We start from the raw sequence: 24,127 nt of genomic DNA, 5'->3' as shown, positions 1-24,127 counted from the left end.
TGTTTTTTAATTTATTTTGCCCAACAATATTTTAATTGTAGAGTTTAAGATTTCTCACCCATTCAGGAAGCTCTTCAGGTGTCTTAATGCCGTAGTTAATACAAATCAGAGTATTAGGCTCAAGCTGCGTATAACCTTTATCTCTAATAACAGTATATCCTCCTGCATGTTCTAACTCTTCAAGTTTGTATTGGGGGCATTTTAAGATGATTTTCTTTTGTTCTTTCATATATTCATCTAGGCTTTTAATTTCTCTTCCTTCACTTAATGGCTTGACTGCTTTGTGATATACATAGCTCATTACTGCATGCCCAACCTGCCCAGCTAACTTCCCTTTGCTGATTTTGATATCCTCGTTAACTAAAATATACATTCTATAATCTCTCATATTTAACCTCATTTATTGATCCTTTCTGATCGATTTCCCACTGTTCCAAATTCAAACTCTTTACTGTATGAGGAGATACTTCATCACACCAGATGACTGGTGTACCGGTGTTGTCTGCATTATCTCCATAAACTGTGTAATTGCAATTGGTTTCAAAATGCCAATCACCTTTTAGGCACTTAAGTGTGTCACCAATCTTAATTAAAGACTTTTGCTCTTCTGTGATTTTAAACAACCTCCCTCACTAACTTATCAAGCTCATCAGGCTTAAAGCCAATGCTCCGCTTTACTTCTTCTCCTTGCTCATTAAGCAAGACAGTTACCGGTACACCCATTACTTCAAATTGCACTGCTACTTCTGGCTTTTGTGTAACATCAACTGTCTCATATTTAACTCCTACTTCATTTAAATAATTAGATACCATTTTGCAGGGATTACAATTCGGTTGCTCTAATTTAATTAATCTCATTTAAATCGCCTCTCTTTTATATTTGAATTTCCATCCTTTATGTGTTTTAGCCCTTCCAGATAAACACCGCATAATACCTTGTTTAATTAATCCATGGTCTCTTGCAAACTCCCTAATTCCTTTAGCTTCAATCAAAACTCCTTCAGGAGATAATGCGAATATTTCTTTTTTAATATTTTCTAAGTCTCTATAATTGTTGTTTTCTTTCTTAGTTAAGAAGCAACATGTTACAAGTGAGTATTTCCTTTTATTTATTGGCACATTTATTTGAATTTTATCTTTATCCAAATGAATCTTTCCTTGAGAAAACAGTATCTCATCATACCCTTTAATCAAAGGGAGATCCTCTAAAAAATTCTCGAAGCAATGCCACCTTCTTTCCACAGTCACTCCTTTGGCACCGTATCTTTCATAACCACTTCCCCTTGGATGATAGCAACGCTCAAGCATTCCGCTCCAAACACTGTACTCCTTTTTATGATCAGTCATTTTCACATTGCCCATGTACCCTACTCCGAATACAGACTTCTCAAACTTATCTTTTATCTTCCCGCGTTTCATTTCAACTTTTTCAACAACTCTTCCATACCCAGTTTTAAGAAATCGAATTCTATATTTATATCTGTTCATTTCTCTAAAAACTTGAACCACTTTGTACTTTTGGTTTGCGTTATTCACATAAACTTTACCGACAAGACTGTCTTTTTTAAGTTTAATCAAATATAAAATCCGTGTCCCTTAATGATTCTACTGTTGCTTTTTTATAGCCAACGCCCTTCATTGAAAAGAAGTCATGCGACTTGGTTTTAGTACTCAATCCATTAATAACGATTGGGTTAACATCTTCTTCCTCAAACCAATGATCAAAACCTAGGTTGTTTAAAGCTTTATTTGCGTTGTACCTGATAAATTTCTTTACATCTGGAGCTAAACCAACCTGATCATAGACATCTTCTGTATACTCTAATTCATTTTCATAAAGCTCTTGGAGCAAGCTTAAAGCCCATGTAAACAGTTCTTTTTGCTTCTGAGGCGTTTGTTTTTTGTATATCTCCTGTGCTAATAGACCGACGTAAACGCCGTGTAGCGCCTCGTCACGGATAATCAAATTTACAATTTCCCCGCTCTGCATGAGCTTCCCTTGTCCATAAAAGTAAAGTGGATAATAAAACCCTGAGTAAAACAAGAAACTCTCCAGAAACACAGATGCAACCATTGCTTTGAATAGGGAAATGTCATCGTTTTTCTCAACTGCTTTATAAATTGAAACAATTGTTCTTGCTTTCTTTTGAAGAAACCTATTGTTTTTCACCCATTCGAAGACTTCATTAATCGTCTCCGTCGGAGCTAATGTAAGAAAGATGTTGCTGTAAGATTTCGCATGGACAGCATTTTCCATCATGGCCATAAAGTTTAATACCGCTTTCCGCTGGTGGCCGTCTACGTGTTCAGCCACAATCGGCATGCCCGTGTTCCCCTGCTCTGTATCAAGCAGTGTCAGGCCGGCGAGCACCTTCATGTACGTATCCTGCTCATTTTTACCCAAATACTTCCAAGTGAGAAGATCGCCGTTTAATGCGATCTCTTCCGGAAGCCAAAATTGCTTTACGTTTTGGTTGTAAAACATTTGGGTGAAATCATCTTCATGCTTTGACCAGTTTGCTGCCGTATACATCTTGTTTTTGTTTAGTTGTGACAAAAATGTGGCCTCCTAAATATTTTTCGCCCCTTACGGTATGTAAGAAGAAGGAATTATTTTATAAATGTTGTAAGTTTTATAATGCAACATATTCACTATTAAGGGAGGAATAAAAATTGAAAAAGAAACTGATTATTGGTGCTTTGGTTTTAGGGCTAATACCTACTATTGGTAGTACTGCTGCTTCAGCTAAGCCGCTTCAAAATCCTCTGAAAGTCATAAATCCTTTAGCAGATGATAGGTGTAAAGGCGGTGGCACTTTAATTTGTGAAACTGGCAATTTTTCAGCTAAAGGAACCTTTTTCTTCGATTATTATGGAAGTGAAGACGACCAAATCAGAATTTACATTGCGAATGATGGAGCCTACCCTTTTGAGTACAGAATTACGAACCCTGACGGCAAGAGAATAGCAGACGGTATTACAGTGAAACCAGGAAAGTTCAAAGAAACAACCTTTTACGTAAAAGATATAGAAGGTTCTTATAAAGTCCGTGTAACTAATGATGACGGTGAAGATATTAAGGCTTTTGTTAAAGCAAGGGGACTTTAATTAAAAACCCAGGGGTCAGACAGAGGCTGACTCCTTTTTTGTTTAAACAACACATGACAAGCAACCTTCCTGCCCAGTATCCTTCGTTCGAGCATAATACAGCGTTTTAATTCCTTTGTGATGTGCATATAAGTCAATCCGGTTTAAATCTCTCGTCGTCATCGTATCCTTTAGGAACAACGTAAATGAAATTCCTTGGTCAACGTGATGCTGAATTGTTGCAATAAGATCAACTACCTTAAACATATCCATGTCGTACGCTTCCTTATAAAAGAACCAATTCTGAGCCGATAAACCTGGCATTGGATAATATGTCTTACTGTTTCCGTATGTACGTTCCTCAATTCTCTCCATAATAGGCATTACACCGGCCGTAGATGATTGAACATATGAGATGCTTCCAGTAGGTGCAACAGCTTGCCTGTATGAATGATACAAGCCATATTTCATAACATTCTCTTTAAGCTTCATCCAATCTTCAATGTTAGGAATATGTTGATCTCCAAACAGGTTTTTAACCTTTTCATATTTAGGGCTATAATCATTTGTCACGTACTTATCAAAATACGCGCCTGATTTGTAGGTTGATCCATCAAACTTGTAGTACGTCTCCCCTGTTTCTCTTGCAATTTCCATTGAACGCTGCAGGGAGTAAAAGTTAACCATCATAAAGTATGTATTTGCAAAGTCTTTTGCTTCTTCACTTTCATAAGCAATTTTATTTTGAGCTAGAAAACCGTGCAGGTTCATCTGCCCTAGACCAATTGATCGCATTAGTGTATTTGCTCTCGCAACAGCTGGGGCATTTACAATGTTTGTTTTCCTTGTGACAGTTGTCAGTGAGTCAATTGCTATTCTGACCGTTGAAGCAATTGATTGGTTACTCATTACATTTACAATGTTCATGGATCCAAGATTACATGAGATATCTAATCCAATTTCATCTTCCTGATCGTAATCTGTATAAACTGACACTTGTGATGCTTGGAGTACTTCTGACTTTAATATTCAACGAAAGGCGCAACACTCTCGTCCGTTCTCTTATGAACTGCTTACGATCACTCGTAAGAATAGACTATATCATCGACCTATAAGGCCGCCCGCCGTTTCCATCGCCATATGCTTGCGATGTACTCTACTCCCTTACGCGTATGCGTGGTTTCGATAGTCGTTCGGCATTTCCGCAAGGTGCGGTTTAGCACGGTATTGTCTATTGAATAGAGTTTCACCGTTTAGACGGGTTTGCTACGATCATTACTGACCGAAGGTGCTACAGTTAACACAAATTAGAAAACTTCACTTTTGAAATATGTTCATTTGGATGCACTTTATTTACATTGTCAGCAAACATAATATAAGGATAGCCAGATTCACTTCTCAGAATGGCCAATTGCTCCAACAGCTTCCGAGCATTCCCCTTTGCTTTTCTAACCCTTGGATTTTCAACAAGCTCATCATACATTTTATTGATGTCCATCTCATCAAGATACTGTCCATATTCTTTGTAAACTGAATGAGGATAGAACATGTAAAAGTCCTTATCTTCTCTTGCCAATTCAATGAATTTATCAGGAACCACTACACCAATGGATAGTGTTTTAACTCGGACATCCTCATCTGCTGAAATTTTTTTGGTATCAAGGACGTCTATAATATCGGGATGGAATACACTTAGATAAGCTGCTCCTGATCCTTGTCTTTGCAGACCATTCAGACGTGTTCGCTAAGCACGCCCCGCCATATGGCTGCTTCATGTTACCATGAAGGTTAGACTATATCTTCACCCTAAGAGGGTGCCTCCTGTTTCGACTGCCAATAGCTTGCAGCCTACGCCTTTCGGCTAGTCGTTGCACGTTCAAGACGTTTGATCTAAGTGTTTCCACTTTTGCCGCAAACAGATTTTTTTAATGATTGTTTTACTCGCATATGTGTGTATTTCAGAGAGTTCTTTAATGGACTTACCACTTTTAAAATCATTTAAAATTGACAGTGCTTGAATTTCAGAAATTTTAGCCTTTGGGCTTTTTTCTCCAATCAAAAGCAGTCCATGTTTTAAAGCATGCTGAGCATTTCCTTTTGGTGTAACCCACTCCAAATTTGAAACCTTTGGATTCGCTTTGTTACCATCGATATGATTTACATAAGGTAAATTTTCGGGATTAGGTATAAAGTTGAGCGCAACCAATCTATGCACACGTCTACCGACTTGCTTGCCTTCCTTATATAAGATCACTTTTGCATACCCTTGACCATCAATTTTAGTCTTTAAAACAGTCTTCTTTTTCAAATTAACCACTCTACTATGATTTGTAATCCCGTACCCAGGGAAATCAGCAATTGGAGTAACTACCTCTCCCTTCAATAAAACAAAGGGAATTTGTGTTTTCCTTAGTCCCATCTTTATTACACGGTGATTAATTGCTTCTCTAGACACGCCCAATTTCTCTCCTATTTCTTTGGCAGTCATTGAACTATAATTTTCGCGAATAAAATCTTCATCAATATCTAACTTGTTATGCGGTCGTCTTGCTTCGCTCATGATTGTCCCCCTTTATATTGGCTTGTGATTGACCCAAACCATCTGAGGAGTTCCCATGAATTAAAGAGGTTTTCGATCGCCATTACTGACGAAAGGGGCCAAATCAACCCATTTGATCGGCATATCTAAAAGCATTATCCAATAGCTTCATAACACCTACGACACCTTTAGTCGCATTCTCTACATCTTTAATCGCTTCACCTTTGGCTCTTAATTTGTTTAGATTAAGCGCTACTCCTCCACCTAGCTTAGAAAGCTGCATGGAGATATCAATCGCCCGTGAAATATCATTCAAACTGTCTCCCACTTCAAGCAAGAAACAGCTTACCATTTCACCTCTTCGCTTACGCCCTGCATTAAGAAAAGTAGGTGTTGCCGGCTGATACTCTTGTTTCATCATGACGTGTACTTCCTCAATAGCCTTTTCATAGTCTCCACCTGCGAAAAATAAAGCTACAATTGAGACGCGATCTTCATATCTTTCCAGAATCTTTGTTTTGTCGTTTGTCTTCAATGCATAGTCATTGTAGAACTTAAAGGCACTCATGAAAGATGGGAATCTGAATTTGTAACTGTAAGCAATTTTATAAATTGATTTAATCTGTTCAAATGTGTATTTACTTAAGAATTCTTCTTCGTAATAATCGTTTTTAATCAGATAATCCAGTTTTTCTTTTAAGTCATGGAAAAAGACTGTGTTTTGATTAATGTAATCAACAAAGTAACTGTGTACGGCCTCCTTATCCTTCTCAAATTGAAACTTCCCGTCTTTCTGAATCATGATCTCATTATTGAGCTTGATCCACTTTGGTATTGTGTTTGTCAATAAGTTGTACCTCCCGATTAATCTTCTGCAAGTCTTGTTTTGTTCCACTTAGTTCAAACTTTAATAACAATGGTACATGGAACATTGCTGAAAGCTTGTCCCCAGCTAAACCATAGTTATCACCCCAAACCTTGTTACCACTCACAGCAACTCCTTTTATTTTATTTTTATTATTAATAATAAAATTTAAAGTCCTTTCAGGTACTTCCCCAAAGCCTATCGTATATGTAATATGTAAGAATTCTTCTTCAACAATTAAGTCATCTGTAATTTCAATGATGTCAAAGTTTAACTCCCTTTGTAATGCTTGAGCAAACCTTTTAACGTTACCTGTCTTGCTTTCATATGTAATAATCAATATTCTTTATATTCCCCGTTAACTAAGCTATTCGTAGTTGTTTCTGCTTCATTTTCAGCATGATGGAATGCTTCAGACATTTCTAAATTGATCTCAGCCATCTCAGCATAGCCTTTGGCCATTTGAGCTTCATAGTCTGATAGCTCTGTCATCGGTACTGGAACGTAGTTATCCTTCTGCTCTTGCGTGATAACCATTTGATCCCCTTCTAAATTTGTCGCAATCAGTTCTCCTTTTAAAGCAGTGTATGAACCACCATTCTTCATATGTACTTGCGTATTTTCTTTTGCTTCATCCAAGGTTACAAAGTGACTGCGCTTAACGTATAACTGTTTAGCAGCTCCCATTCCACAACTCCCTTTTCTTTATTTTTTGTTTTTATCTTTTCCGTGTCTTACGTCCAACTCATTCATATCATTGAGAATATGGTCAATAACAACATCACTAAACTTACCGAAAGCCTTATATCCAATTAATTTGCTTCTCAGATCTCTCCACTTTCTTGCTGCACTCATTTTCCTTCCCCTTCCATTGAAACTGTGATTTTATCTAGTTTTGTTGGAATAGTGCCCTTAAATTTCTTAACAAAGTCTGAGCATCTTGTGCGCTTTTTGAACTGCTATCATATTTATTGAGGAATTCAATTGCCTCATCCATATGTAAATTCATTTGAATCACCTCATGTGGAACTCCAATTTCTTCTTGAGCAAAAATAGCATCTTTGTGAGCTTTAACCGCATCATTATAAGTTTTAACAAGTTCTCCCCTAATGTACAATCCGAATTTTTTATTCATCCTCATCTTCCTTTTCTTTACTCTTAGAGTTTTTTATCTACAATGCTTTTAATGCTTTGTAATGTTTGCTTGTACTCGCTATCCAATCCACTTACATCAAGATTTGTTGAGATTCGATAGTTTCCTGAGTTGTCATACATTGTGATGAAAGCCTCAGTGTCATCCTCTTTAGCTCTAAACGCAATATCATGAACCTCAACCTGATCTGCACCGTTTTCTTGCTTTAGTTCCTCAATATAGTCTGGCTGCATCATGTTGAATAACTCTTTAACTGTGGTGAATTTTTCTTGTTCTAATAAGCTATCTTCTTTGTATTCAAATGTCTCAAAATAAAGATTGAATGTTATATAGCCTTCTACTAAATTTCCATGTTTAGTGTATTCCAGTCTTCATCATCCTTTATTCTTTATTTGTCTTCTGGGGTCAACGACGAACTGCTGTTGAGATAGTCTAAATAAGATTCTCGGCACTTCTTGCTGCAAAACATTGAATCAGTTGAGTTCCCACATTCTCTGCATATCATTTCTCACTCCCCTTATCTCTTTAAAATCATCCTTTTATTTAATTTGTAGAAAATGTAGTCCAATCTGTTATATAAAGAGGTAAAATATCATTTGGTGTTATCTTGGTATCTTTATGCCCAAGATCTTTTCTATACTCAATTATTAATTCTGCTAACAAAAGTATCGCCTCAATTTGTTTTTCTTTATTTTGCCCATCAAAATCGAATGTTTTGTATTCTTTAAATTTTAAAATTGTGGAATCAGAAGCGCTACCAACTAAGTTGATTATTAACTTCATCATTCTTTTATTGAAATCTTTATTAAATTTTAAAAGCTCTTCTTCGGTTAAATTATTGGTATCAAAACAGTCTAAAAACATATTCCAAAACTCTTCTAATTGTTCCGATTTTTTGGTTGCTGACTGATTCTCATAAATTTTTATTTTCTCAATCTTTTCATATATCTTTGCCTGATCCCTTTGTCTAACTTTATTTGAATTCCAATTTATCAGCGATGCTGTTATTACTCCTACAGCACTCAACTGCAATATATTAACTAACCATTCCATAGGAATACACCTCTTAATATGAATATAATTTTCATTTAGACTTTTAAAAAAACAACTCCTTCATTTATATCTCACCTGCTACACAGAATTCCAAAACCTCTTCCACCAAGAAACTTTTATAAGCCTTTGTCTAAGATCACCATTGCTTTTTGCTTTCTCCTCATTGAGTTCTTCGCATTCCTTCAAGCTTCTTTCATCCACAATTGTCTTAATCACTCTGTCTGTTTGATATGTCCATTCGTTATGTATGTTTCGCTGCCTGTCAGTCACTATGACATATTCATTAAGTCCGGGGATATAAACCTTGCCTCCAATTTCTATAGGCTCAATATCTATATGCCCCTCGAAGATTGGGTCAGTGCGAATTACTTTACACACTGGCTGAGCAATCCATCTTACTGTGCCTGGTGCACGATGTGCGTAATAGCTTTCTTTCATAACCAATCCTTCTATCGTTGCTTTATGGCGTCCCACTTATTCGCCTCCTTATAAGTCTCTTTAAAAATTGAATTTTAATCTAAATGCTCCATTACAATTTTCAGATACTCTTTATAGTCAATAGGTGTAGCTTCTTCACCTTCTACACGTTTTTCATCCCATACGCTAAAAAACCATCTATCGCCTATCCATTGGTATGCAGCTATATTATTTCTCCCAAGTACCTCATGACCTTTGAAAGGATTTACCTCTTCTGCTTTCTTTAGCATAGACCCAATCTCGGAAAAATACTTAGAACGTTTTTTAAATGCATAGAAGCCATCTTTTGTAGGGTTTTTCATCACTTCATCTTTAAAGAAGTCATATGCTTCTGTTCCTGCCCGAACCCCGAAATACTCAGAATTATAAAACGAAAAACCATCCTTAATTCCGTAGGTTGCTTCGAATTCATCAAAGAACTTGTTAATGCCTTCTCTTCGTTTCTTCTCAGTCTTATGCCAATCGCTTTCTTGCTTAATCTCATAAATTGGCGCATCTAATGTTTCCATGACTCAATTCTCCTTTTTGTTTATTATTCACCTAAAGACATTATTTGTTTTGATTTGTCGTATACTGCGCTTGCCCGGGAAATTATGAATATTTCCGTTGATTATAATTCCCCTCTAACTCTTCATATGTAGCCCTAAATGGTGAAGTAACTTCTTTCTCACCAACTTGTAAATACTTAAATCCAGTTACATATCCTTTCTTATAAACCCTCTCAACATAAACTGTTTCGTTGGCATCCAACTTGTTATCCCAATAACCGTTTAATCTTGATTTCGCCATTTATACCTCCTCTTTGTATTCATACGCTTCTTGAACTGCATTAAAATCTTCTTTATCTAAAACATCTTTTGCTACTTGGCACCAATATCCTAAATCACTAACCGCTTCAACTAGTTCTTTAATTGCTTGATCCTGAGTAATTGGTTTTGAATCTAATATCCAGGCCCCATTAACAGTTCTTTCTAACGTATGAGCACCTTTTTTATGTAAACAAACTTTCAATTTATCCATTTAGCATCTCTCCATTCTCGATAAAAGGAATATTTTATTTTTACTCTAAAAATAACTGCAAGTAATCCAATGTCTTTTCTAATTTCATGTCTTTACAATTTTCAATACATTCTTTCTTGATTGCTTCTCCGCATTCTTTATGTACCGCGAATTCCTTATATTCTTTGTTGTCAGCTATTCTTATGTAATAAACGATGTCGCCAATGTGATCCCTGCATTTAACACACTCCAATGCATCACCTCGCTTCCTATACTTCTAATATACTCGCTTTCTCCTGAACAATCAATAACTATTTTATTTTTACTCTGAATATTTTTTAAAAAGTAGGAGAGTTTCCTCCCCTACAGTACAATAAGGCTGCTGCTAATGGTTTTGAGTTCGTTTATGAAATACACGAACAATTATTGCTGCTATGAAGAATAAGGCAAACAATCCAAAAGCCATTGATCCATTCTTTAAAATTATCCCAAAGATCAACAAAGCGCAACCAGACAAAATAAATAGTATTTTACTTAAGATATTGATCATTTACACTTCTCCATACAATCAAAGAATGCATTTACACCAATAATACCAGCAGAGTTTACACAAGCATAGCAAGCAGTCCCTGCTGTTGCTGGAACACCAGCTGTGCATGAAACTCCACATAAAATAGCTAAACCGGTAATTGCCCATTGGCTAATATTCTTATCACCTAAGCAATCTGATATGCATCCAGTCCAACTCTTCTGAGCACTCATCATGTTAGATGTACTTCCTTTGTCCTCTGAAGTTTGTTTTGTTTCAAAGACCCCAGACTTGTCCTCATTCTTAACGCCATTAACCCAATAATTCATTTCGTTTTGAGTGCTGCTGATTTTCTTCATGTCAACTTCATAGTACTCTTCAATATTCATATCGCTATCAAACGAAACATTAAATGAGCTAACTCTGTCTACTTTTTCAGTGTCCACGTATAAATAAGAAACCGAATAAGTTACTGTGCCATCATCATACTTAATAGCTCTAACTGATGCATTATCAAATACCTTTTCGTTTGATTTATGATACTTAATGTCTCCATCTTCAATTGCTTTTTCTGCCTTGGAAAGAAGTTTTTCCTTAGTCTTTTTACTCACATCAATAGTGTGATCTGCAATAAATTCTGCCTCTGATTTTACTTTATCCTTGTCGACATTATCTGTTGAGATTGTGCTCTTTGCATCACTGTTCGGAGGAAATGTTGAAAAGGCCAGCACAAATACGGCAACTAATGCTAAGATCGTTCGATAAAAATAACTGTTCATTAAAATATCCCCTTTGTAAAAATATAATTCTCATCTGGCACCAATACTTATCAAACAGACAATCTCATAAATCACCTTCTTTCTTTAATAAATGCTACCAATCATATAAATAATTGTTAAGAAATACTGACGATTTTGAATATTAAGTAACACAGATGTCCTTATATCAAAGGGATATTGCTCACCTTTATAAACAACTTATGTAATTTTGTAATTCCTTAGATTTAGTAAAAATCTCACCGAATTTTTTGTCTATAGTTTTCCATTGTCTTTCAGATGTTGAAGGCAACTCATTTTCAATGTAAATGAACAACTCATCAACTCTGCTACTAAGTTGATCCATATTTTGCACGAGTGTTTCTTTTATTGGATCAGATATATACATGGATCCGTCCTCCCTTATGAAAAGATAATTACCGCCTTGCTGTTGTTATTTTTTATGTACGGTGAATGTTTTCTCTGAAGGTAATTTGTCCCCCTGCCTTCACCAATGCTCACGTTATAAACAATCTTTACCTTATGTATGTCTAATGCCTTTCGTTTAGCCTCTTCTGTAGACGCTGCTTCAATTACCAAAGAAGCGTTTTCGTCATTGTGATCTTTACATCTAACATAGTACCTTTTCAATAAACATCCCTTTATCCTTTCTTTTTATCCTGTTGTATTAATCCTCTTTTAGGTAAGTCTTAAAAAACTCTTCTAGGTTTGCAGCAATCGCACCAGCAACTTCTGCATAATATGTATGGCTCTTCTCTTCGGATCTTAAAAGCTCAACTGCAGCCTTAGCAATGGCTTTTATTTTCCCCTCGTCTAATTTGCCGCTTCTTACTTCATCTTTAATTTTTTCTGCCTTCTCTTTTAAGCTTTCTGGATAGTTCATTGCAGACCCACCTCTTATATTTTATTTTTACTCTTTAAAAGAGATATTTTAATCAGTTTCACAAACACTTCACACATTTCAAATTTTTTACATGTTAGACTAGGGTTGTACTTACAATCAAAACCTAGGAGGTAATTCTTATGAAAAAGTTTTACAAAGGATTGATTGTTTCTGCTCTATCGCTTACAACACTAGCTCTCCCTGCATTCACATCACAAGCTTCAGCCCTAACACCTGTCAAATCAGTTGACCAAGTTAAGCAGCTAGGCGATCCGCTCGGTACAGTTGATTACCACATGCTTAGGAATTCTAACGTATCTCTATTAAAAGGTTACACCCGGTGGGAAATTGTTTCTGGAAGCAACCTTATTAGCATTAGTTCCAGTGGTGTTGTATCCTCTCATTCAACATTGGGCACAGCATTGGTTTACGCGTATGACATTAACGACAATTATGTAATTTTTAAAATCACAGTAGAAGCACGTTAGTTACTGAGGAGTGTTAATTCACTCCTTCTCTCTATTTTTTACTCAAATAATTGAATCAAACCTTCTACGATCTCATCACTATTCCATTGTTCTGTATCCCACGAATATGTATGTAATCCTACATCGCTCATTACTTCTCGGTATAACTCTAAGACCGGCTCAATGTCTCGATCATTTATGTATTCATCACCACGTTCAAGTAAACGCTGCTTAATAACTTTCGGATCAGCATGTAAATAAACCACTTTTGCTTTATATCTAATCTTCTCCTCAATCTCCCTTTGCTGATCTTCCGTTAAGATTGAGTAATCCTTGAACTTTCTCGCATAAACCAAATTTGAATATATGTATCGATCAATAATTACATTGTCCTCATCGGCCAGTTTGTTGAAGTGTTCAAACAGCTTCTCATTACCGCTCTTAGCTAATTCAAAGCTGGATCCCTTTATGACCGGATATCCAAGTTCTTTGCTAAGCTTATCTGCCACTGTTGATTTGTAGCAGCAGTCAGTTCCTTCTAAAATTATCATCGTCATTTATCTTCCACCCTTCTCACATTGCTGAAGCCAATCACTCTATATGAGCCATCTGGATACTCAACTTCTAATTGCTCATGTCCTTTATCAACTTGCGCAACAACACCAATCTCTTCTGTAAAACCTGCAATCACCTTCTCTCCCTTTTTAAACATTCAATTAACCTCCTTTAGCTGGATTTAATTCATGCTCCTTGAAGAATGTAATATCACCTGTCTCATCACTGACTGCGTAATCATATGTGGCAGAGTGAAGCAATTCAATAATTTTCCCTTCCCGTCCAACATGATGAGGACAAGCGTTCTTTGCATTCTCATTTATGATGACTTTTAACCCTTCTGGATAAGACCAAAACTTCGGCAATTAATCGCCTCCTAATTAATAATCGATATTGTCCCATTTTGCTTGCCAAAATTTATTGCGTCACGCTCGGTTGCTACAAGCAAGTCCACTTTATTTCCAACAATTGCGCCTCCAGTATCAATTGCAATTGCTTTGAACGTTTTCCCACCAATGCTCACTTCAACAATTGAATTCAGGGGAATGACACTTGGATCGGTTGCAATAACACGATACCCTTTGTAATAGATTGATTGAGTAACATCAACACCTGTTCTAGTTGTTCCTGTGCATCCTTCTTGGCAGTGGGCAATATAAGCACTCAGCTTAACCTGGATGGTTTTCTTTGCGGCCGGTGGCTTGTTTTCTTTTTCTTTAATATAAATTTTATTTTTACTCTTAAAAACTCTATGCTTTGCCTTTTCACCTCCTCTCATGTGCCTTTTTTTACTTTGCTTAGGTTTAATGAGTTTTGCTGAGGTAATCTTCTCTGTATGCCTTTTTAATTGTTGTTCTTTGTTCGTTTGAGCTTTTTTAAATAACCGCAAGACAATATTCTCACTTGATGGGATCCTAATCTGTTTAGGTTTCTTATAAAATGATTCTTTTATTGAGTCTTCATTTCCCTCGGTTTTATGTAAATGTTGCTCATAACTTATGTAAGAAAAAGTGGTTAAGGGAATTAAAATCATCATACCATAAACAGACTTGAAAATGTGTGTTTTAATTTTATTTTTACTCTCAATGGCGATGCATATCACTTCTCCTTCTTTGTTTTCTTTCTATTCGATATTCCTAAATAATCATTTATTCGTTTTTTGGCTATCTCTATATAATATTCCTTATCAAGATAATCAGGAACTTTTAAATCAATAACGTTATCATTATTGATAAAGCAGCGCGGTGGAGTATTTCCGATTTTTTCAATTCGTTCTTCTGTTTTAACCTTGAAAACACCTTTAGCATCTTCATCATTAGAAGCAAAAACTCTTAAAACTTTTTCAGGTAGCCTTTCTTCTCCATAGAGTGCATACATATATTTGTTTGAAACCTTTGATATCTTTTGAAATTCTCTTAACTGATCACATTCATTGATGGTTTTTTCAACTGGAATGTCTTTTGTAAAATACTCAATCATGGCTTTATTTACAATTGGTAAGTCATAATCCAGGTTGTTTAGTTTTTTAACATAAGCACCTTTAGATTTATACTTTTGGTCTTTATCAATGATTATATAGTTGTTTACATCCTTCTGATAAATCTTCTCATAAACATCCCACTCTAAATCTAGTCGTGTTCTGGTTTCCCACTCCTTTGCGACTTCCTTAATTAAATCAATATCAGATTCCTTTTCAACTTTCATAAACAACCCATCAGTATTTGACTGAATCAGTTTACAATACGGTTCAATTTTCTCGATCAAATCTAATAACAGCAGCTGCCCGGCTAAACATACGTTATTTGCCATTAACGGGTCGTATAGTGGATTATACTGATCTTTCATTGCTCCATACGTTGAGTTTAAAACAATCTTGTAGGGAGCCTGCTTAGGATCTTTTTTGCGTTTAAGTTCTAACCGTGTATCTCTGATTTCAGTATATTTCAAAGGGTTTTTCACGTTTCGACTTATGTAATCATATTCAATCATGATTGAAGGGTATAGAGATGCAACATCACAACATAAAATTATCCCCTCATCTTTATACTTTGGTATTGCGCCATGTAAACCTCCCCAGGCAAAAATATGAGGTACACCTGCAACATCCACCTTTAAATTTTTTTTATAATCTAGATTTTCAGGATTTCTATACCAATCAACAATGTGTTTATATTTTTTAATTTTTAATGTATTAGGAAATCTAAGTTCAAACTCATCTCCCCTGTTTCCTTGCTTTTCAGCCCCCAAGATAAATGCAGATAATTGGGCTTTTGTCTTTGTAAACATAGACATTTCCAAATCAAAGGCTTCAATTAGGGCCAATTGGCTTTCGAATTCCTCTTTTTTATTATCAAACACTTCAATTGTTTGTTTCACATCGTGAATACAGTACTCAACTACTTCCTTAATTTCTTTTTCTGTTAATGCTCTTGAGATATCAAATGGTACTGATGACTCTTTAATCCTTGAACCCATAAAGCCTTCTAGCTGCTTTAAGCTATGGAAACCGGTTGTTATGTCAAAGTTATTCAGTGGGATTTTATAACCTTTTCCAACAACATTAAATCCCTTTACATTATCATTAATGATTCTCGAACTAATGAAATATGGGTTCATTCCCAATAAAATTCCTTTTAAAATGTATTGGTCGTACATTCTAGAGTTGTAACCAATCCAAATATCATCTTTAAACATCTTATAGAATCGTTTCAGTTCATCAACATCATCTACAATAACCTTACCCTTTTTAGTATCGTAATCGATCAGTACAACCATCCAGTTATGTTTAAAAACTTCAAAGTCATAGAATATCTTCCTCATCATTACCCCCTAAGAAAATAGGTTATCAAACAAATCAGTCTTATCCTTTTTCTTAAATTTATTTGATGATTTATTTAAAAAATCCTTATAAAACTTGCATGTTTTTCGGTGACCACATAAGACACTACAATAAAAGGAATTGTATTTATCTATTTTCACTGGTTCCCATTGGGTTTCATCTTCGCGGTCTTTATTTTCAATCTTTTTAACAGTATCAGTAATATATTCTTTCAGTTCATTAATTTTCTCTTCAGTAACTTCGTATTCAACTAAACAATCTTCAAGCCAATACTTATTTTTAATCTCTTCAGGTAAGCAGTCTATGCTATTTTCTTTTACTGCGTTATCTAACAACAGGTCAATTTCGAAATCATCATATTCCAGAGTGCGCATCTCTTTTTCTAGCTGCATTCGTATTTCCTTTACCCACTTACCCCTGTTACACATTTTCTTTTTCACTTTGGTTTTTCCTTGGGTACATACATAAACGTATTTCACCATGAACCATAGGATTTTATCTACTTTTAAGTCAGTTGTTTGCTCCAACGCAAGCTTGTACATCAATAACTGTCTTCCTGCTTCATTTAATTTCTTGCCGGCAAACTTACTTGATGTCTTCCAGTCATAAATACTAACGTACGGTTTTTCTTTTTCACTGGGCAGGATTGCATCTACATATCCTTGAAGATATATTCCATCTGATATTTCAAATACAAGCAGCTTCTCTAAAACCATTTTGCTGTCAATTTTATTAAAATTGTTTAGGAAATGACCAATGTCTGCTTTCCAGCTGTCCCCGATTGAGTCACTCGGAAAGTTGACTCCATTCAGCTCTAATTCAATTAATCTATTTTCAAATCCCTTTTTAAATTCTCCAATGTTTAATTCATTTTTATAAATCTGTTCAATCCCGTTATGTAATTCAGAACCCATAAGGGTATAAATATTATCTATGCCTTTCTTTTTCAAAACGTATGTATTGTAGTATTCATATTCACAGTTATTAAAGGTTCCGAGCTTTGAAAAGGAATAAATGTTTTTCCCTTGTTGTCTCAATTCATTTAATTTTTCTTTCAATCAATCATCTCCTTTTCATATCCAAACTGTACAGTCTCTAATTAGACGGTGTAGAGTGTTTTTATCAAGGTCTGCTGGTGCCATTTTTGATCCCTTAGGCAGATACTTGTTTTCACGATCAAATATGTACCCAACTTCATTTTCAAAGAAATTTTCAAACTTTAGGCTGTTGGCAATTTCTACGCTATGTTCTTCACCTAATCCTTCATCCATCATGACTAATGACTTTTTCGGAAACATTGATTTTATGTGATTTGCTTGAATTTCGCTTAAAAAGCTACCGCCTAAAGAAACTCCAACATTCAATCCCTTACTTGCTAAGGACATTGAATGTTTTTCCGATTCCCCGATCATAACAATGCTCTTTTCTCTAATTGAACCGTAATTTTCAACAAACCCGTATAGCGTTTTGGACTTGGGAAATGAAATAATAGGCAACCATTTTGTTTCTTCATCATTAACTTCCTTCTTATTAAGGCGCCCCATTACACCACACAATTCACCACTAAGAGATTTCCATGGAACCGTTATTCTTCCGGAAACACTATCGTAACCAACCTGGAACAAAGATTGGGTTATAGGTAATATTCCATCCTCATAAAACAACTTATTTGGAACAGATACAAATTGATCTAAAATGTCATCGGAATATGTTTCTAGATCCAAATCCAATGGATTACTTAGTTTTCTTATCTTCTTATAAAAACCTCCGAATGGTAACTCAGGTGGTTTATATTCTTCTTCACTTTTATAATCAACTATTTCAGATATCCTTTTGATTGTTTTGGGAAAAGATAAACCTAATTTTTTTTGAACAAGTGTTATCAAGTCACCTTTTAAGTTGGTTGAAAAACAGGTTGCACCTAAAGTGGTTTTATTTACTTTTACTGATGTCGGATTTCTTCCTTTTTTTCTTGCACATCTATACTCATTTCCGCGTTCATCAACGTTGTAAAACCCCGTCTTTTCTAAAATAAGTTCTATGTAATCTGGCTTTTCAATAATGTGATTCTTAAGATCATATACGTCCATGATTTCACCGTCCCTTGGTAATCATGTCCGCTCTGTAGTTCTCTGATGTTTAGGAGTACAATAACCGAGCTCAATCCATTTATTCCATGCACCGTCAAATTGGTATAGCAACACTGTATCGCCTTCGTCATTCCGTGTCTTATTCAAAAAGAATAATCTATACTTCTTATTTAGGTCTAACTGAATTTCTTCTTTAATGTTAGTAAATTTTCCCGACGAGTCTTTTTTGAATCTATAGGGTTTAACATCGAATTTTCCTCCTGGGAATTCATCTTCCCATAAAGGTCTTGTTAGAACTAACTCGGAAACAATCTCCTTAACTGCTTTGGCATTTGATAAACAAGACGCTGTTAGATATCTTGTATTCTCCATATAAATGGCTAATTGCATTGTAATGATGATACAAATATCCTCTTTTTCCGCAACTTGTAATAACTGTTTTGAAGCTTCAATTAGCTCACCTGTTACATTAGTTGAAGCAGCATCTTCAGCTTTAAATGTATCGTAAAGCATATAACCGAAGCCTTGTTTTGCCATTCTTCTCATTATTCTCTTTACATCATTAATGCTGTAATCATATATCTTGGCAAATTTGATACGCCCCTTGTAATGCTTCTCATAATATTCAATTGCCTTTTGTAACATTTCCTTTTGCTCATGCTTCAGGTTGCCCATTTTTTGTTTCTTTCTTGGTAAACCATAATAACCAAGTTTATGACTTAAAATTGTTGCCATAAAAATATGTTGCCAAGCCCTTTTATTCATTTCATTGGCGATAATTGTTACCTTTTCACCCTGATCCAAAATTGACATGATATAAGAAGAAACACAAAAACTTGTTTTCCCTGTCCCACTAAATCCAGCAAAAATTTGAACATTAGATTTATGAAGTCCAAGCGTGTGATAATTCAATAATGGACATGCAGCTGAATAGCTTAATCCCATTTCTTCCCCGTTTTCAATTGATTCGACAAACTCTTCATTCAAATCCAGATCCTCAATTTTTACTCCTGAACCGCGACCCAGAAAAACATTATCTAATTGAAATTCAAAGTAACTGTACAATTGCTGACTCGTCATCTTCTTGAATTTATCAAGCTCGTTCGAAACATTGAATCCCTTATCATGAAGCTTTAGTATCATGTTAAATTTAATCAGTTCATCATAGTATGTCTCAACGTTTTCATCGTTTAGTACGTGCTTGAGTTCATCAATGGTTTTCATTCCACCTCGCCGAATAAAACCATTTTTTAATGTTTCTTTACCTTCTATGTAGCTGAAAACACTTGCATCATCAAAGCTCTTATAATTCATGTTGCTCAGTTCTAAACCTAGAGAGTAATAAAATTTCCCGTCTTCTGTTAGAAAATCTCTATCCGCCCTCACGTGGTCTTTATAATCCTCATACAAATCAGGGTTTTTCCATAAACAAAATATAAAGCTTCCTTCAATTTGTCCCCTGTTTTCAACTAATTCCTTTGGATAAGAATCTAAGTTGTTCAATACTCGTCCTCCCCATCCAGAAACTCTGTTATATTTTTTGGTGAATTGTTTTGTTTTAAAGATGTGGAATCAACGATATTAGTTTGATTTACAATTGCAATATCAAGATGATGATTTTTTTCAATCATTCTCTGATTTTGCTCGTGTAGCCATTCCTTATAAACATCATTGATGTTACTTTCAACAATCTTAAAAATATAGCTAATCATTCCATACTCATTGTAAAACTCTTTATTTGTTAACCAATATTGAATTGTTTGTTGGTTCTTCTCAAAGCAAATTTGTATCACTTCATAATCATAAAAACTTTTTAGTTCGGCTATCTTTTTTAGAAAAATTGGAGAAATGACTTGACCCTCGCTATAATTCAAGACATCTTTCGCTATGTAATTTAAGAGGTTTTTTCGTTTCACCTTATCCTTGATATAGTTTTCATATTCATCCTTAGAACAGTAGTATTTATTTTTCCCCTTATCGTCAGAAACCCTGAAAAAAGTATCGACAGTTCCATTAGCTTTACATATTTGACATACACATCTTCTGGCCAAGAATACCCTCTCCTATTGATAAGGGGGAGACTCTCCCCCTCTTTTCCTTCAATTAGATAATGCTTCGACTATCTTTTCGAATGCTGTAGTTGGTACAATGTCTACCCCTTTAAAATCTTTCATATTAAATTGATCCATAATTTTCTTCATTTCCCCCTTAGCTTCGTCAGTTGCATTAGGGAATAGTGTCTTAATCTCTTCTGCCAATCTCTCATTCTCTTCTTTATCAATAAAAGATGAGTTGTTAACTTCGTTGTGAATTTGAATTTCTTTAATTTGCTCTTGTTCTTTTCTTTCTTCTTCAATGTTATTTGTGTTATTTTTTTGTTTATCAAAAGCCACATGGATAGCTTGTTCAATTGCTTTAATAAATTCATTCGGATCTAATGGAATTGATGGTGTGATATCTGAGAATCTTGACTTTGAATCAATATTAAAGTTATCATCTCTAAAAGTGATGATTCTTGATTCATCAACAACTGTTCCCACTGTTTTGTCAGGCCCAATTTTTTGTTTTACTGTTTTCTTTTCAATTGACCGATTAATAGATGCTACTCCCAAGACGTGGAGCTTGGTTTTAATCGCATTGAAGTATTTATGTGTCATATTGGTTGTCAGCATGTCATATTCCAAACCAGTAACTACGTCTGTCATTGTTCTTTTCTTCGTATGACCTAAAATAAACATGCTAATACCGACCTTTTTAAGTTTCCACATCTTTTCAAGAATTAACTCAATTACCTTGTCTTCTCCTGCCTGGAAACCACCGAATGCTGCTTTAATGGTATTCACTCTTTTTTCAGGATTTGCTTTATTGTGTAGTCTAATAACTTCTGGTTCTGTAATTTTAATCAACTCATCAAATGTGTCATATACTAAAACCTTTAAGTCAGCATAATCTGTTGTTCTGTTTTTAATAATATCTTTAGTAATTTCATCAAAGGTTGTCCAATCAGGAACATCTTCATAAGAGGCATTGGGGATGGCATCAATACCATCCTCTTTACCAATATTCAAGATTATATACCCGTCTTCTCCGACTAATTTTTCGCAAACTTCTTTAGCTAGAGTTGTTTTACCGATCCCCGATTCACCAATAATTCCAGTGTTATAATCGAGAGGATTAACTTTAATTTTATTCTTTTTACCAAATTTTCTTGCCATATGGATAAACATCTCCTTATTGTTTTTAAATAAATGTTAGTTAGGTCTTTTCAAATCAAGCAAATAACTCATCAAATGCATTATCTTTTTCTTCTTCAGTCACTTTAGGTTCTTCTTTTTCTACGGGTGGTGTAGAATTTTGAATCTGTTGTGGAATATATGTAAGATCTTCAATTTCATATGTAGATGTTGCGGCACCTTCTGTAAAATCATTAGAATCATTAATCTTTTTTAAAATAGGTTTTAAAAGTCTATTTTCTTCACGATTTTCGCCCAATAACCCTCCTTTAGGTTTAAAGTCATCCAGTGTGTTTAAACCTAAAGCAATCATTTCCTTTTGACTTTCCGTGAGTTCCTCTTCGGTAAACTCAATCTCATCAGCACCCCTGAAAATATTCACAACCCATTGAAGGTGAAATACTTCATCATTTTCAACTTTAAAGAAGTTTTTCAAGAGATCTAACCGTTTCATATGTAATTCATTTTCAAAGTCCAATTTTTGTGCATTGATGACTAATTGCTGAGGAAAAAATCGATCTTTTTTTGCCTGATTATCATAGCTAAGTACGTACGCATCAACAAAGTACCTTTTTTCTTCCTCAAATGACGATTCATCTAAAGATTCACTTGTGAAAAATACATCCATGGTGGCTCTTAGTTGAGATGGTGTATCACTACTTACAATTTCAATGGTTTTGATTTTGAACTTTCTAAAATTCCGTCCATTCCATGAATTGTATTCAATATTGCCTGTGATTTTAAATTTATTGTCTTTATGCTTTTCGAGGTTTTGGGACAAGTACTGAATAGCATCATATTCATGAATGAATTCTGCACCGTTTACGTTTAATTGTTTATATTCTCCCTTGAGAGTAGATAAAGTTTTATTTTCTTCTTCAGTAAGAGAGCCTTTCATTTCCAACCCTCTAATTTTAAATTTCAATTCATTTAATTTGGCTCTTGTTGACTCATCGTTTAAGTTAATTAGGATCTTAGAAAAATCAGCAACCATGTTTACTGTTTCTTCTTTCAACCGATCTTCCCATGGAATTTCGAGTCTTGATCCTTTTTCATTTTCTGTACCCTTGCTAAATGAAAACACTTTATTTTGTTTACTTTTTGAGTAACCACCTTCAATCTCAACAAAAACACTGTTTGTTTTTGACTCTTGAACTGCGAAGCTTAACCGTTCCTTAACCCATCCGCTGTCATATTCCTTAATTTCATGGAATTTCTCTTTATTTTTTGAAATAAATAGGTTGCCAATAAATTCAAATGTATTATAAAGTTTGCTCAATATAACGCCTCCGTTAATTTTATATTTTATTTTTACTCTTAAAATGCCTATAATGAGACTTGCTACTAAACTTACAATCCCTAATACCAAGTAGCTTGTTTAATTCTATGTATCTCTTTTTTGGAAAGTCCCAAGGTTCAGGATCACCTTTTACATTTTCAATCCTTATTACTGTTCCATGCCGGATTGTGATCTTTAAGTTTCCATATGAATATGTTTTAGAAAAAAGACCTCTTTTAATTCCTCTTGGTTTAAATTCCTTAACCAACATTACATTCCTGGTTAATTTTCTTCTTGCTTGGTCTTCGTCAATGTTGTAATTCCTTTTTACATCATTTTTGTAGGTATGCAAGGCTTCGGCAGATACTTTCAGTATCTTTAATTCCTTTTTCATCTCTTTCCTCCTTTCTCTCTTTGGGATAACTTAATCTTACATCATTAAAACGGCATGGTCAATAACTATTTTATTTTTATTCTGAAAAGTTTTAATGAGTTTCTTTACAATTGGGGTACAGACTGCATCTGAAGAATGATTTTCTTGTTTCCACCCCCAACAGCGTAATTTTATAAAATCATATCGAGAGTTAAGAAGCACCTTTGCTTAGGCGCTTCTGTATAACAAACTATCCTATACCCGAAATTCAGCTACGTATCTCTTATCTGATCCTTCATTACCGTAATCAGAAACTTTTGCAAAGTCCGTTGTGAAAGTTTCATCTGGGTACTCACGGATCATTTTTCTACATAGGTTAGACAGAGCTTCTTGCTTCGTTCTGCCATATTCATATACCAACACATTAAACACCCCTTAACATTATTATGAGAGAACCTTTTCCTTCTCATCCTTAATGTACCCACTTAACGATATGACAAATCAAAACGAGTGAAAATTCTAAAATTAAACAACTTCACTCCATGACCACATGTTCATTGTTTGCAGCGTAAAACCGTCAGGAAGCTTTTTCATTTTTACATTTACATTATATCTTTTCCCAGTGGTCTTATGAATTACAGCAAGTTCTTCACCATCATAGAACCGCACAATTGCTTCATTAAATTCAATTGGCTGATCAACCACGTAACCTTCTTTGAGCGCTTTGATATACAGATAAGGATCTGTTTTATAAAGCTCATATAGTCTATTGCCAAAGTCTTCGTGTTTATCTCTAAGCAGATTAAAATTAATTAGGGATATGTACAGTTTTTCCGATATGTTTAGCTTGTTCTTGAAATACCGGATTGCTTCATCTTGTTCTTTACTTAAAATATTGGCCATATATCCATCTCCCAATCTTGTTAAAAC

34 protein-coding genes and 3 pseudogenes are annotated in these 24,127 nt (G+C 34.9%); 2 read left to right on the top strand and 35 right to left on the bottom strand.

Translation table 11 applies throughout. The features are described 5' to 3' along the window. Positions 1–31 precede the first annotated feature (31 nt). Genes NYE36_RS10020 through nrdF form a run of 5 tightly spaced genes read right to left on the bottom strand, consistent with a single transcriptional unit; the run spans position 32 to position 2,533 of the window. Positions 32–388 (bottom strand): aminoacyl-tRNA hydrolase, encoded by a 357-nt coding sequence (locus NYE36_RS10020; RefSeq protein WP_342496911.1) that lies wholly within the window; start codon positions 386–388, stop codon positions 32–34. After that, positions 375–623, bottom strand: coding sequence for a hypothetical protein (locus NYE36_RS10015; protein ID WP_342494125.1), 249 nt, complete (start codon positions 621–623; stop codon positions 375–377). The genes NYE36_RS10020 and NYE36_RS10015 overlap by 14 nt, the downstream gene beginning before the upstream one ends. Beyond that, on the bottom strand, positions 616–858 hold the full coding sequence (locus NYE36_RS10010) for a thioredoxin domain-containing protein (protein ID WP_342496910.1): 243 nt from the start codon (positions 856–858) through the stop codon (positions 616–618). The genes NYE36_RS10015 and NYE36_RS10010 overlap by 8 nt, the downstream gene beginning before the upstream one ends. Continuing rightward, a complete protein-coding gene (locus tag NYE36_RS10005; RefSeq protein WP_053574237.1) occupies positions 859–1,578 on the bottom strand; it encodes a hypothetical protein in 720 nt (239 codons plus the stop codon). Then, positions 1,571–2,533, bottom strand: coding sequence for a class 1b ribonucleoside-diphosphate reductase subunit beta (nrdF, locus tag NYE36_RS10000; RefSeq protein ID WP_342496909.1), 963 nt, complete (start codon positions 2,531–2,533; stop codon positions 1,571–1,573). The genes NYE36_RS10005 and nrdF overlap by 8 nt, the downstream gene beginning before the upstream one ends. Before the next feature lie 140 nt (positions 2,534–2,673). Here nrdF and NYE36_RS09995 point away from each other — a divergent pair, with 140 nt between their 5' ends. Then, positions 2,674–3,108, top strand: coding sequence for a hypothetical protein (locus tag NYE36_RS09995; protein ID WP_335392212.1), 435 nt, complete (start codon positions 2,674–2,676; stop codon positions 3,106–3,108). Between the two features lie 42 nt (positions 3,109–3,150). On the opposite strand, the pseudogene NYE36_RS09990 reads toward NYE36_RS09995, so the two are convergent. The 17 genes and pseudogenes from NYE36_RS09990 to NYE36_RS09910 all read right to left on the bottom strand — a co-directional run. Then, positions 3,151–4,107: pseudogene (locus NYE36_RS09990) on the bottom strand (ribonucleotide-diphosphate reductase subunit alpha); the annotation flags it as partial. Positions 4,108–4,387: 280 nt separating this feature from the next. Beyond that, positions 4,388–4,810: pseudogene (locus NYE36_RS09985) on the bottom strand (ribonucleotide-diphosphate reductase subunit alpha); the annotation flags it as partial. Between the two features lie 153 nt (positions 4,811–4,963). Then, positions 4,964–5,647, bottom strand: a complete 684-nt coding sequence (locus NYE36_RS09980) for an HNH endonuclease (RefSeq protein WP_327942572.1) — start codon at positions 5,645–5,647, stop codon at positions 4,964–4,966. 106 nt (positions 5,648–5,753) lie between these two features. Further along, a pseudogene (locus NYE36_RS09975) lies at positions 5,754–6,473 on the bottom strand (ribonucleotide reductase N-terminal alpha domain-containing protein); the annotation flags it as partial. After that, positions 6,436–6,831, bottom strand: coding sequence for a class Ib ribonucleoside-diphosphate reductase assembly flavoprotein NrdI (gene nrdI / locus NYE36_RS09970; RefSeq protein WP_327942573.1), 396 nt, complete (start codon positions 6,829–6,831; stop codon positions 6,436–6,438). The gene nrdI and the pseudogene NYE36_RS09975, both read right to left, overlap by 38 nt. Continuing rightward, complete coding sequence (locus NYE36_RS09965; RefSeq protein WP_215532359.1) at positions 6,828–7,178, bottom strand: hypothetical protein; 351 nt, start codon at positions 7,176–7,178, stop codon at positions 6,828–6,830. Before NYE36_RS09965 ends, nrdI begins: the two co-directional genes overlap by 4 nt. 18 nt (positions 7,179–7,196) lie before the next feature. Then, positions 7,197–7,346: a hypothetical protein gene (locus tag NYE36_RS09960; protein ID WP_327942575.1), complete on the bottom strand. Its 150-nt coding sequence runs from the start codon at positions 7,344–7,346 to the stop codon at positions 7,197–7,199. A 34-nt stretch (positions 7,347–7,380) separates the two neighbouring features. Continuing rightward, positions 7,381–7,626 carry a hypothetical protein gene (locus NYE36_RS09955; RefSeq protein ID WP_327942577.1) on the bottom strand — a complete coding sequence of 82 codons (246 nt, stop codon included), beginning with the start codon at positions 7,624–7,626 and terminating at the stop codon, positions 7,381–7,383. A gap of 23 nt (positions 7,627–7,649) precedes the next feature. Beyond that, positions 7,650–7,880, bottom strand: a complete 231-nt coding sequence (locus NYE36_RS09950; RefSeq protein WP_069007296.1) for a hypothetical protein — start codon at positions 7,878–7,880, stop codon at positions 7,650–7,652. A gap of 307 nt (positions 7,881–8,187) precedes the next feature. Beyond that, positions 8,188–8,697 carry a hypothetical protein gene (locus NYE36_RS09945; RefSeq protein ID WP_094032721.1) on the bottom strand — a complete coding sequence of 170 codons (510 nt, stop codon included), beginning with the start codon at positions 8,695–8,697 and terminating at the stop codon, positions 8,188–8,190. Positions 8,698–8,775: 78 nt separating this feature from the next. Beyond that, the gene (locus NYE36_RS09940; protein WP_094032722.1) at positions 8,776–9,171 is read right to left on the bottom strand and encodes a hypothetical protein; all 396 of its coding nucleotides are present in this window, start codon (positions 9,169–9,171) and stop codon (positions 8,776–8,778) included. A gap of 38 nt (positions 9,172–9,209) precedes the next feature. Further along, positions 9,210–9,683, bottom strand: a complete 474-nt coding sequence (locus NYE36_RS09935) for a hypothetical protein (RefSeq protein ID WP_342496908.1) — start codon at positions 9,681–9,683, stop codon at positions 9,210–9,212. A gap of 82 nt (positions 9,684–9,765) precedes the next feature. Next, complete coding sequence (locus NYE36_RS09930) at positions 9,766–9,963, bottom strand: hypothetical protein (RefSeq protein ID WP_124692954.1); 198 nt, start codon at positions 9,961–9,963, stop codon at positions 9,766–9,768. Then, a complete protein-coding gene (locus tag NYE36_RS09925; protein ID WP_124692953.1) occupies positions 9,964–10,194 on the bottom strand; it encodes a hypothetical protein in 231 nt (76 codons plus the stop codon). It abuts the gene before it with no gap. Positions 10,195–10,719: 525 nt separating this feature from the next. Then, positions 10,720–11,481, bottom strand: a complete 762-nt coding sequence (locus NYE36_RS09920) for a hypothetical protein (RefSeq protein ID WP_342496907.1) — start codon at positions 11,479–11,481, stop codon at positions 10,720–10,722. Between the two features lie 187 nt (positions 11,482–11,668). Next, the gene (locus NYE36_RS09915; protein WP_094032725.1) at positions 11,669–11,866 is read right to left on the bottom strand and encodes a hypothetical protein; all 198 of its coding nucleotides are present in this window, start codon (positions 11,864–11,866) and stop codon (positions 11,669–11,671) included. A gap of 279 nt (positions 11,867–12,145) precedes the next feature. Next, positions 12,146–12,361 (bottom strand): hypothetical protein, encoded by a 216-nt coding sequence (locus NYE36_RS09910; RefSeq protein ID WP_094032726.1) that lies wholly within the window; start codon positions 12,359–12,361, stop codon positions 12,146–12,148. A gap of 140 nt (positions 12,362–12,501) precedes the next feature. On the opposite strand from NYE36_RS09910, the gene NYE36_RS09905 reads away from it, so the two are divergent. Then, entirely contained in the window at positions 12,502–12,849 is a 348-nt protein-coding gene (locus NYE36_RS09905) for a hypothetical protein (RefSeq protein WP_053574337.1), read from the top strand. Positions 12,850–12,887: 38 nt separating this feature from the next. Here the strand turns inward: NYE36_RS09905 and NYE36_RS09900 are convergent, their stop codons facing one another. The 13 genes from NYE36_RS09900 to NYE36_RS09840 all read right to left on the bottom strand — a co-directional run bounded on the left by NYE36_RS09900 (position 12,888) and on the right by NYE36_RS09840 (position 24,100). Then, entirely contained in the window at positions 12,888–13,385 is a 498-nt protein-coding gene (locus NYE36_RS09900) for an AAA family ATPase (RefSeq protein WP_053574338.1), read from the bottom strand. Continuing rightward, on the bottom strand, positions 13,382–13,540 hold the full coding sequence (locus tag NYE36_RS09895) for a hypothetical protein (protein ID WP_095353281.1): 159 nt from the start codon (positions 13,538–13,540) through the stop codon (positions 13,382–13,384). Before NYE36_RS09895 ends, NYE36_RS09900 begins: the two co-directional genes overlap by 4 nt. Before the next feature lie 4 nt (positions 13,541–13,544). Further along, a complete protein-coding gene (locus tag NYE36_RS09890; RefSeq protein ID WP_014417936.1) occupies positions 13,545–13,748 on the bottom strand; it encodes a YorP family protein in 204 nt (67 codons plus the stop codon). Between the two features lie 11 nt (positions 13,749–13,759). Further along, positions 13,760–14,485: a 3D domain-containing protein gene (locus NYE36_RS09885; protein WP_342496906.1), complete on the bottom strand. Its 726-nt coding sequence runs from the start codon at positions 14,483–14,485 to the stop codon at positions 13,760–13,762. After that, on the bottom strand, positions 14,482–16,206 hold the full coding sequence (locus NYE36_RS09880) for a DNA polymerase domain-containing protein (protein WP_174243291.1): 1,725 nt from the start codon (positions 16,204–16,206) through the stop codon (positions 14,482–14,484). The genes NYE36_RS09885 and NYE36_RS09880 overlap by 4 nt, the downstream gene beginning before the upstream one ends. A gap of 6 nt (positions 16,207–16,212) precedes the next feature. Next, complete coding sequence (locus NYE36_RS09875; RefSeq protein ID WP_342496905.1) at positions 16,213–17,280, bottom strand: PD-(D/E)XK nuclease family protein; 1,068 nt, start codon at positions 17,278–17,280, stop codon at positions 16,213–16,215. Positions 17,281–17,295: 15 nt separating this feature from the next. Continuing rightward, positions 17,296–18,312 carry a hypothetical protein gene (locus NYE36_RS09870; RefSeq protein ID WP_095353278.1) on the bottom strand — a complete coding sequence of 339 codons (1,017 nt, stop codon included), beginning with the start codon at positions 18,310–18,312 and terminating at the stop codon, positions 17,296–17,298. Between the two features lie 21 nt (positions 18,313–18,333). Continuing rightward, positions 18,334–19,815: a DnaB-like helicase C-terminal domain-containing protein gene (locus NYE36_RS09865; RefSeq protein ID WP_342496904.1), complete on the bottom strand. Its 1,482-nt coding sequence runs from the start codon at positions 19,813–19,815 to the stop codon at positions 18,334–18,336. After that, complete coding sequence (locus NYE36_RS09860) at positions 19,812–20,363, bottom strand: hypothetical protein (RefSeq protein WP_053574343.1); 552 nt, start codon at positions 20,361–20,363, stop codon at positions 19,812–19,814. Before NYE36_RS09860 ends, NYE36_RS09865 begins: the two co-directional genes overlap by 4 nt. A gap of 48 nt (positions 20,364–20,411) precedes the next feature. Then, the gene (locus NYE36_RS09855) at positions 20,412–21,527 is read right to left on the bottom strand and encodes an AAA family ATPase (protein ID WP_053574344.1); all 1,116 of its coding nucleotides are present in this window, start codon (positions 21,525–21,527) and stop codon (positions 20,412–20,414) included. A gap of 55 nt (positions 21,528–21,582) precedes the next feature. Further along, the gene (locus NYE36_RS09850; RefSeq protein ID WP_215532374.1) at positions 21,583–22,824 is read right to left on the bottom strand and encodes a hypothetical protein; all 1,242 of its coding nucleotides are present in this window, start codon (positions 22,822–22,824) and stop codon (positions 21,583–21,585) included. Between the two features lie 19 nt (positions 22,825–22,843). Further along, the gene (locus NYE36_RS09845) at positions 22,844–23,218 is read right to left on the bottom strand and encodes a hypothetical protein (RefSeq protein WP_069007268.1); all 375 of its coding nucleotides are present in this window, start codon (positions 23,216–23,218) and stop codon (positions 22,844–22,846) included. Between the two features lie 504 nt (positions 23,219–23,722). After that, positions 23,723–24,100, bottom strand: coding sequence for a hypothetical protein (locus NYE36_RS09840; RefSeq protein ID WP_020954103.1), 378 nt, complete (start codon positions 24,098–24,100; stop codon positions 23,723–23,725). Positions 24,101–24,127 lie beyond the last annotated feature (27 nt).

Origin of the sequence: Bacillus sp. FSL R5-0593, assembly GCF_038603755.1 — a bacterium.
Taxonomy (GTDB): domain Bacteria; phylum Bacillota; class Bacilli; order Bacillales; family Bacillaceae; genus Bacillus; species Bacillus velezensis.
The sequence above is the reverse complement of the archived record's forward strand: the minus strand, read 5'-3'. Positions and strand labels throughout refer to the sequence as shown.

Excerpts from the sequence above, each read along its gene's own strand:
- NYE36_RS10020 (WP_342496911.1), bottom strand. The coding sequence starts at position 388 with ATGAGAGATTATAGAATGTATATTTTAGTTAACGAGGATATCAAAATC.
- NYE36_RS09845 (WP_069007268.1), bottom strand. The coding sequence starts at position 23,218 with ATGAAAAAGGAATTAAAGATACTGAAAGTATCTGCCGAAGCCTTGCAT.
- NYE36_RS09840 (WP_020954103.1), bottom strand. The coding sequence starts at position 24,100 with ATGGCCAATATTTTAAGTAAAGAACAAGATGAAGCAATCCGGTATTTC.
- NYE36_RS10010 (WP_342496910.1), bottom strand. The coding sequence starts at position 858 with ATGAGATTAATTAAATTAGAGCAACCGAATTGTAATCCCTGCAAAATG.
- NYE36_RS09880 (WP_174243291.1), bottom strand. The coding sequence starts at position 16,206 with ATGATGAGGAAGATATTCTATGACTTTGAAGTTTTTAAACATAACTGG.
- NYE36_RS09895 (WP_095353281.1), bottom strand. The coding sequence starts at position 13,540 with ATGTTTAAAAAGGGAGAGAAGGTGATTGCAGGTTTTACAGAAGAGATT.
- NYE36_RS09855 (WP_053574344.1), bottom strand. The coding sequence starts at position 21,527 with ATGGCAAGAAAATTTGGTAAAAAGAATAAAATTAAAGTTAATCCTCTC.
- NYE36_RS09915 (WP_094032725.1), bottom strand. The coding sequence starts at position 11,866 with ATGTATATATCTGATCCAATAAAAGAAACACTCGTGCAAAATATGGAT.
- NYE36_RS09980 (WP_327942572.1), bottom strand. The coding sequence starts at position 5,647 with ATGAGCGAAGCAAGACGACCGCATAACAAGTTAGATATTGATGAAGAT.
- NYE36_RS09960 (WP_327942575.1), bottom strand. The coding sequence starts at position 7,346 with ATGAGTGCAGCAAGAAAGTGGAGAGATCTGAGAAGCAAATTAATTGGA.
- NYE36_RS09955 (WP_327942577.1), bottom strand. The coding sequence starts at position 7,626 with ATGAATAAAAAATTCGGATTGTACATTAGGGGAGAACTTGTTAAAACT.
- NYE36_RS09945 (WP_094032721.1), bottom strand. The coding sequence starts at position 8,697 with ATGGAATGGTTAGTTAATATATTGCAGTTGAGTGCTGTAGGAGTAATA.
- NYE36_RS09910 (WP_094032726.1), bottom strand. The coding sequence starts at position 12,361 with ATGAACTATCCAGAAAGCTTAAAAGAGAAGGCAGAAAAAATTAAAGAT.
- NYE36_RS09870 (WP_095353278.1), bottom strand. The coding sequence starts at position 18,312 with ATGGACGTATATGATCTTAAGAATCACATTATTGAAAAGCCAGATTAC.
- NYE36_RS09920 (WP_342496907.1), bottom strand. The coding sequence starts at position 11,481 with ATGAACAGTTATTTTTATCGAACGATCTTAGCATTAGTTGCCGTATTT.
- NYE36_RS09900 (WP_053574338.1), bottom strand. The coding sequence starts at position 13,385 with ATGACGATGATAATTTTAGAAGGAACTGACTGCTGCTACAAATCAACA.
- NYE36_RS09965 (WP_215532359.1), bottom strand. The coding sequence starts at position 7,178 with ATGGGAGCTGCTAAACAGTTATACGTTAAGCGCAGTCACTTTGTAACC.
- nrdF (WP_342496909.1), bottom strand. The coding sequence starts at position 2,533 with ATGTATACGGCAGCAAACTGGTCAAAGCATGAAGATGATTTCACCCAA.
- NYE36_RS09935 (WP_342496908.1), bottom strand. The coding sequence starts at position 9,683 with ATGGAAACATTAGATGCGCCAATTTATGAGATTAAGCAAGAAAGCGAT.
- NYE36_RS09905 (WP_053574337.1), top strand. The coding sequence starts at position 12,502 with ATGAAAAAGTTTTACAAAGGATTGATTGTTTCTGCTCTATCGCTTACA.
- NYE36_RS09950 (WP_069007296.1), bottom strand. The coding sequence starts at position 7,880 with ATGATGCAGCCAGACTATATTGAGGAACTAAAGCAAGAAAACGGTGCA.
- NYE36_RS09925 (WP_124692953.1), bottom strand. The coding sequence starts at position 10,194 with ATGGATAAATTGAAAGTTTGTTTACATAAAAAAGGTGCTCATACGTTA.
- NYE36_RS09930 (WP_124692954.1), bottom strand. The coding sequence starts at position 9,963 with ATGGCGAAATCAAGATTAAACGGTTATTGGGATAACAAGTTGGATGCC.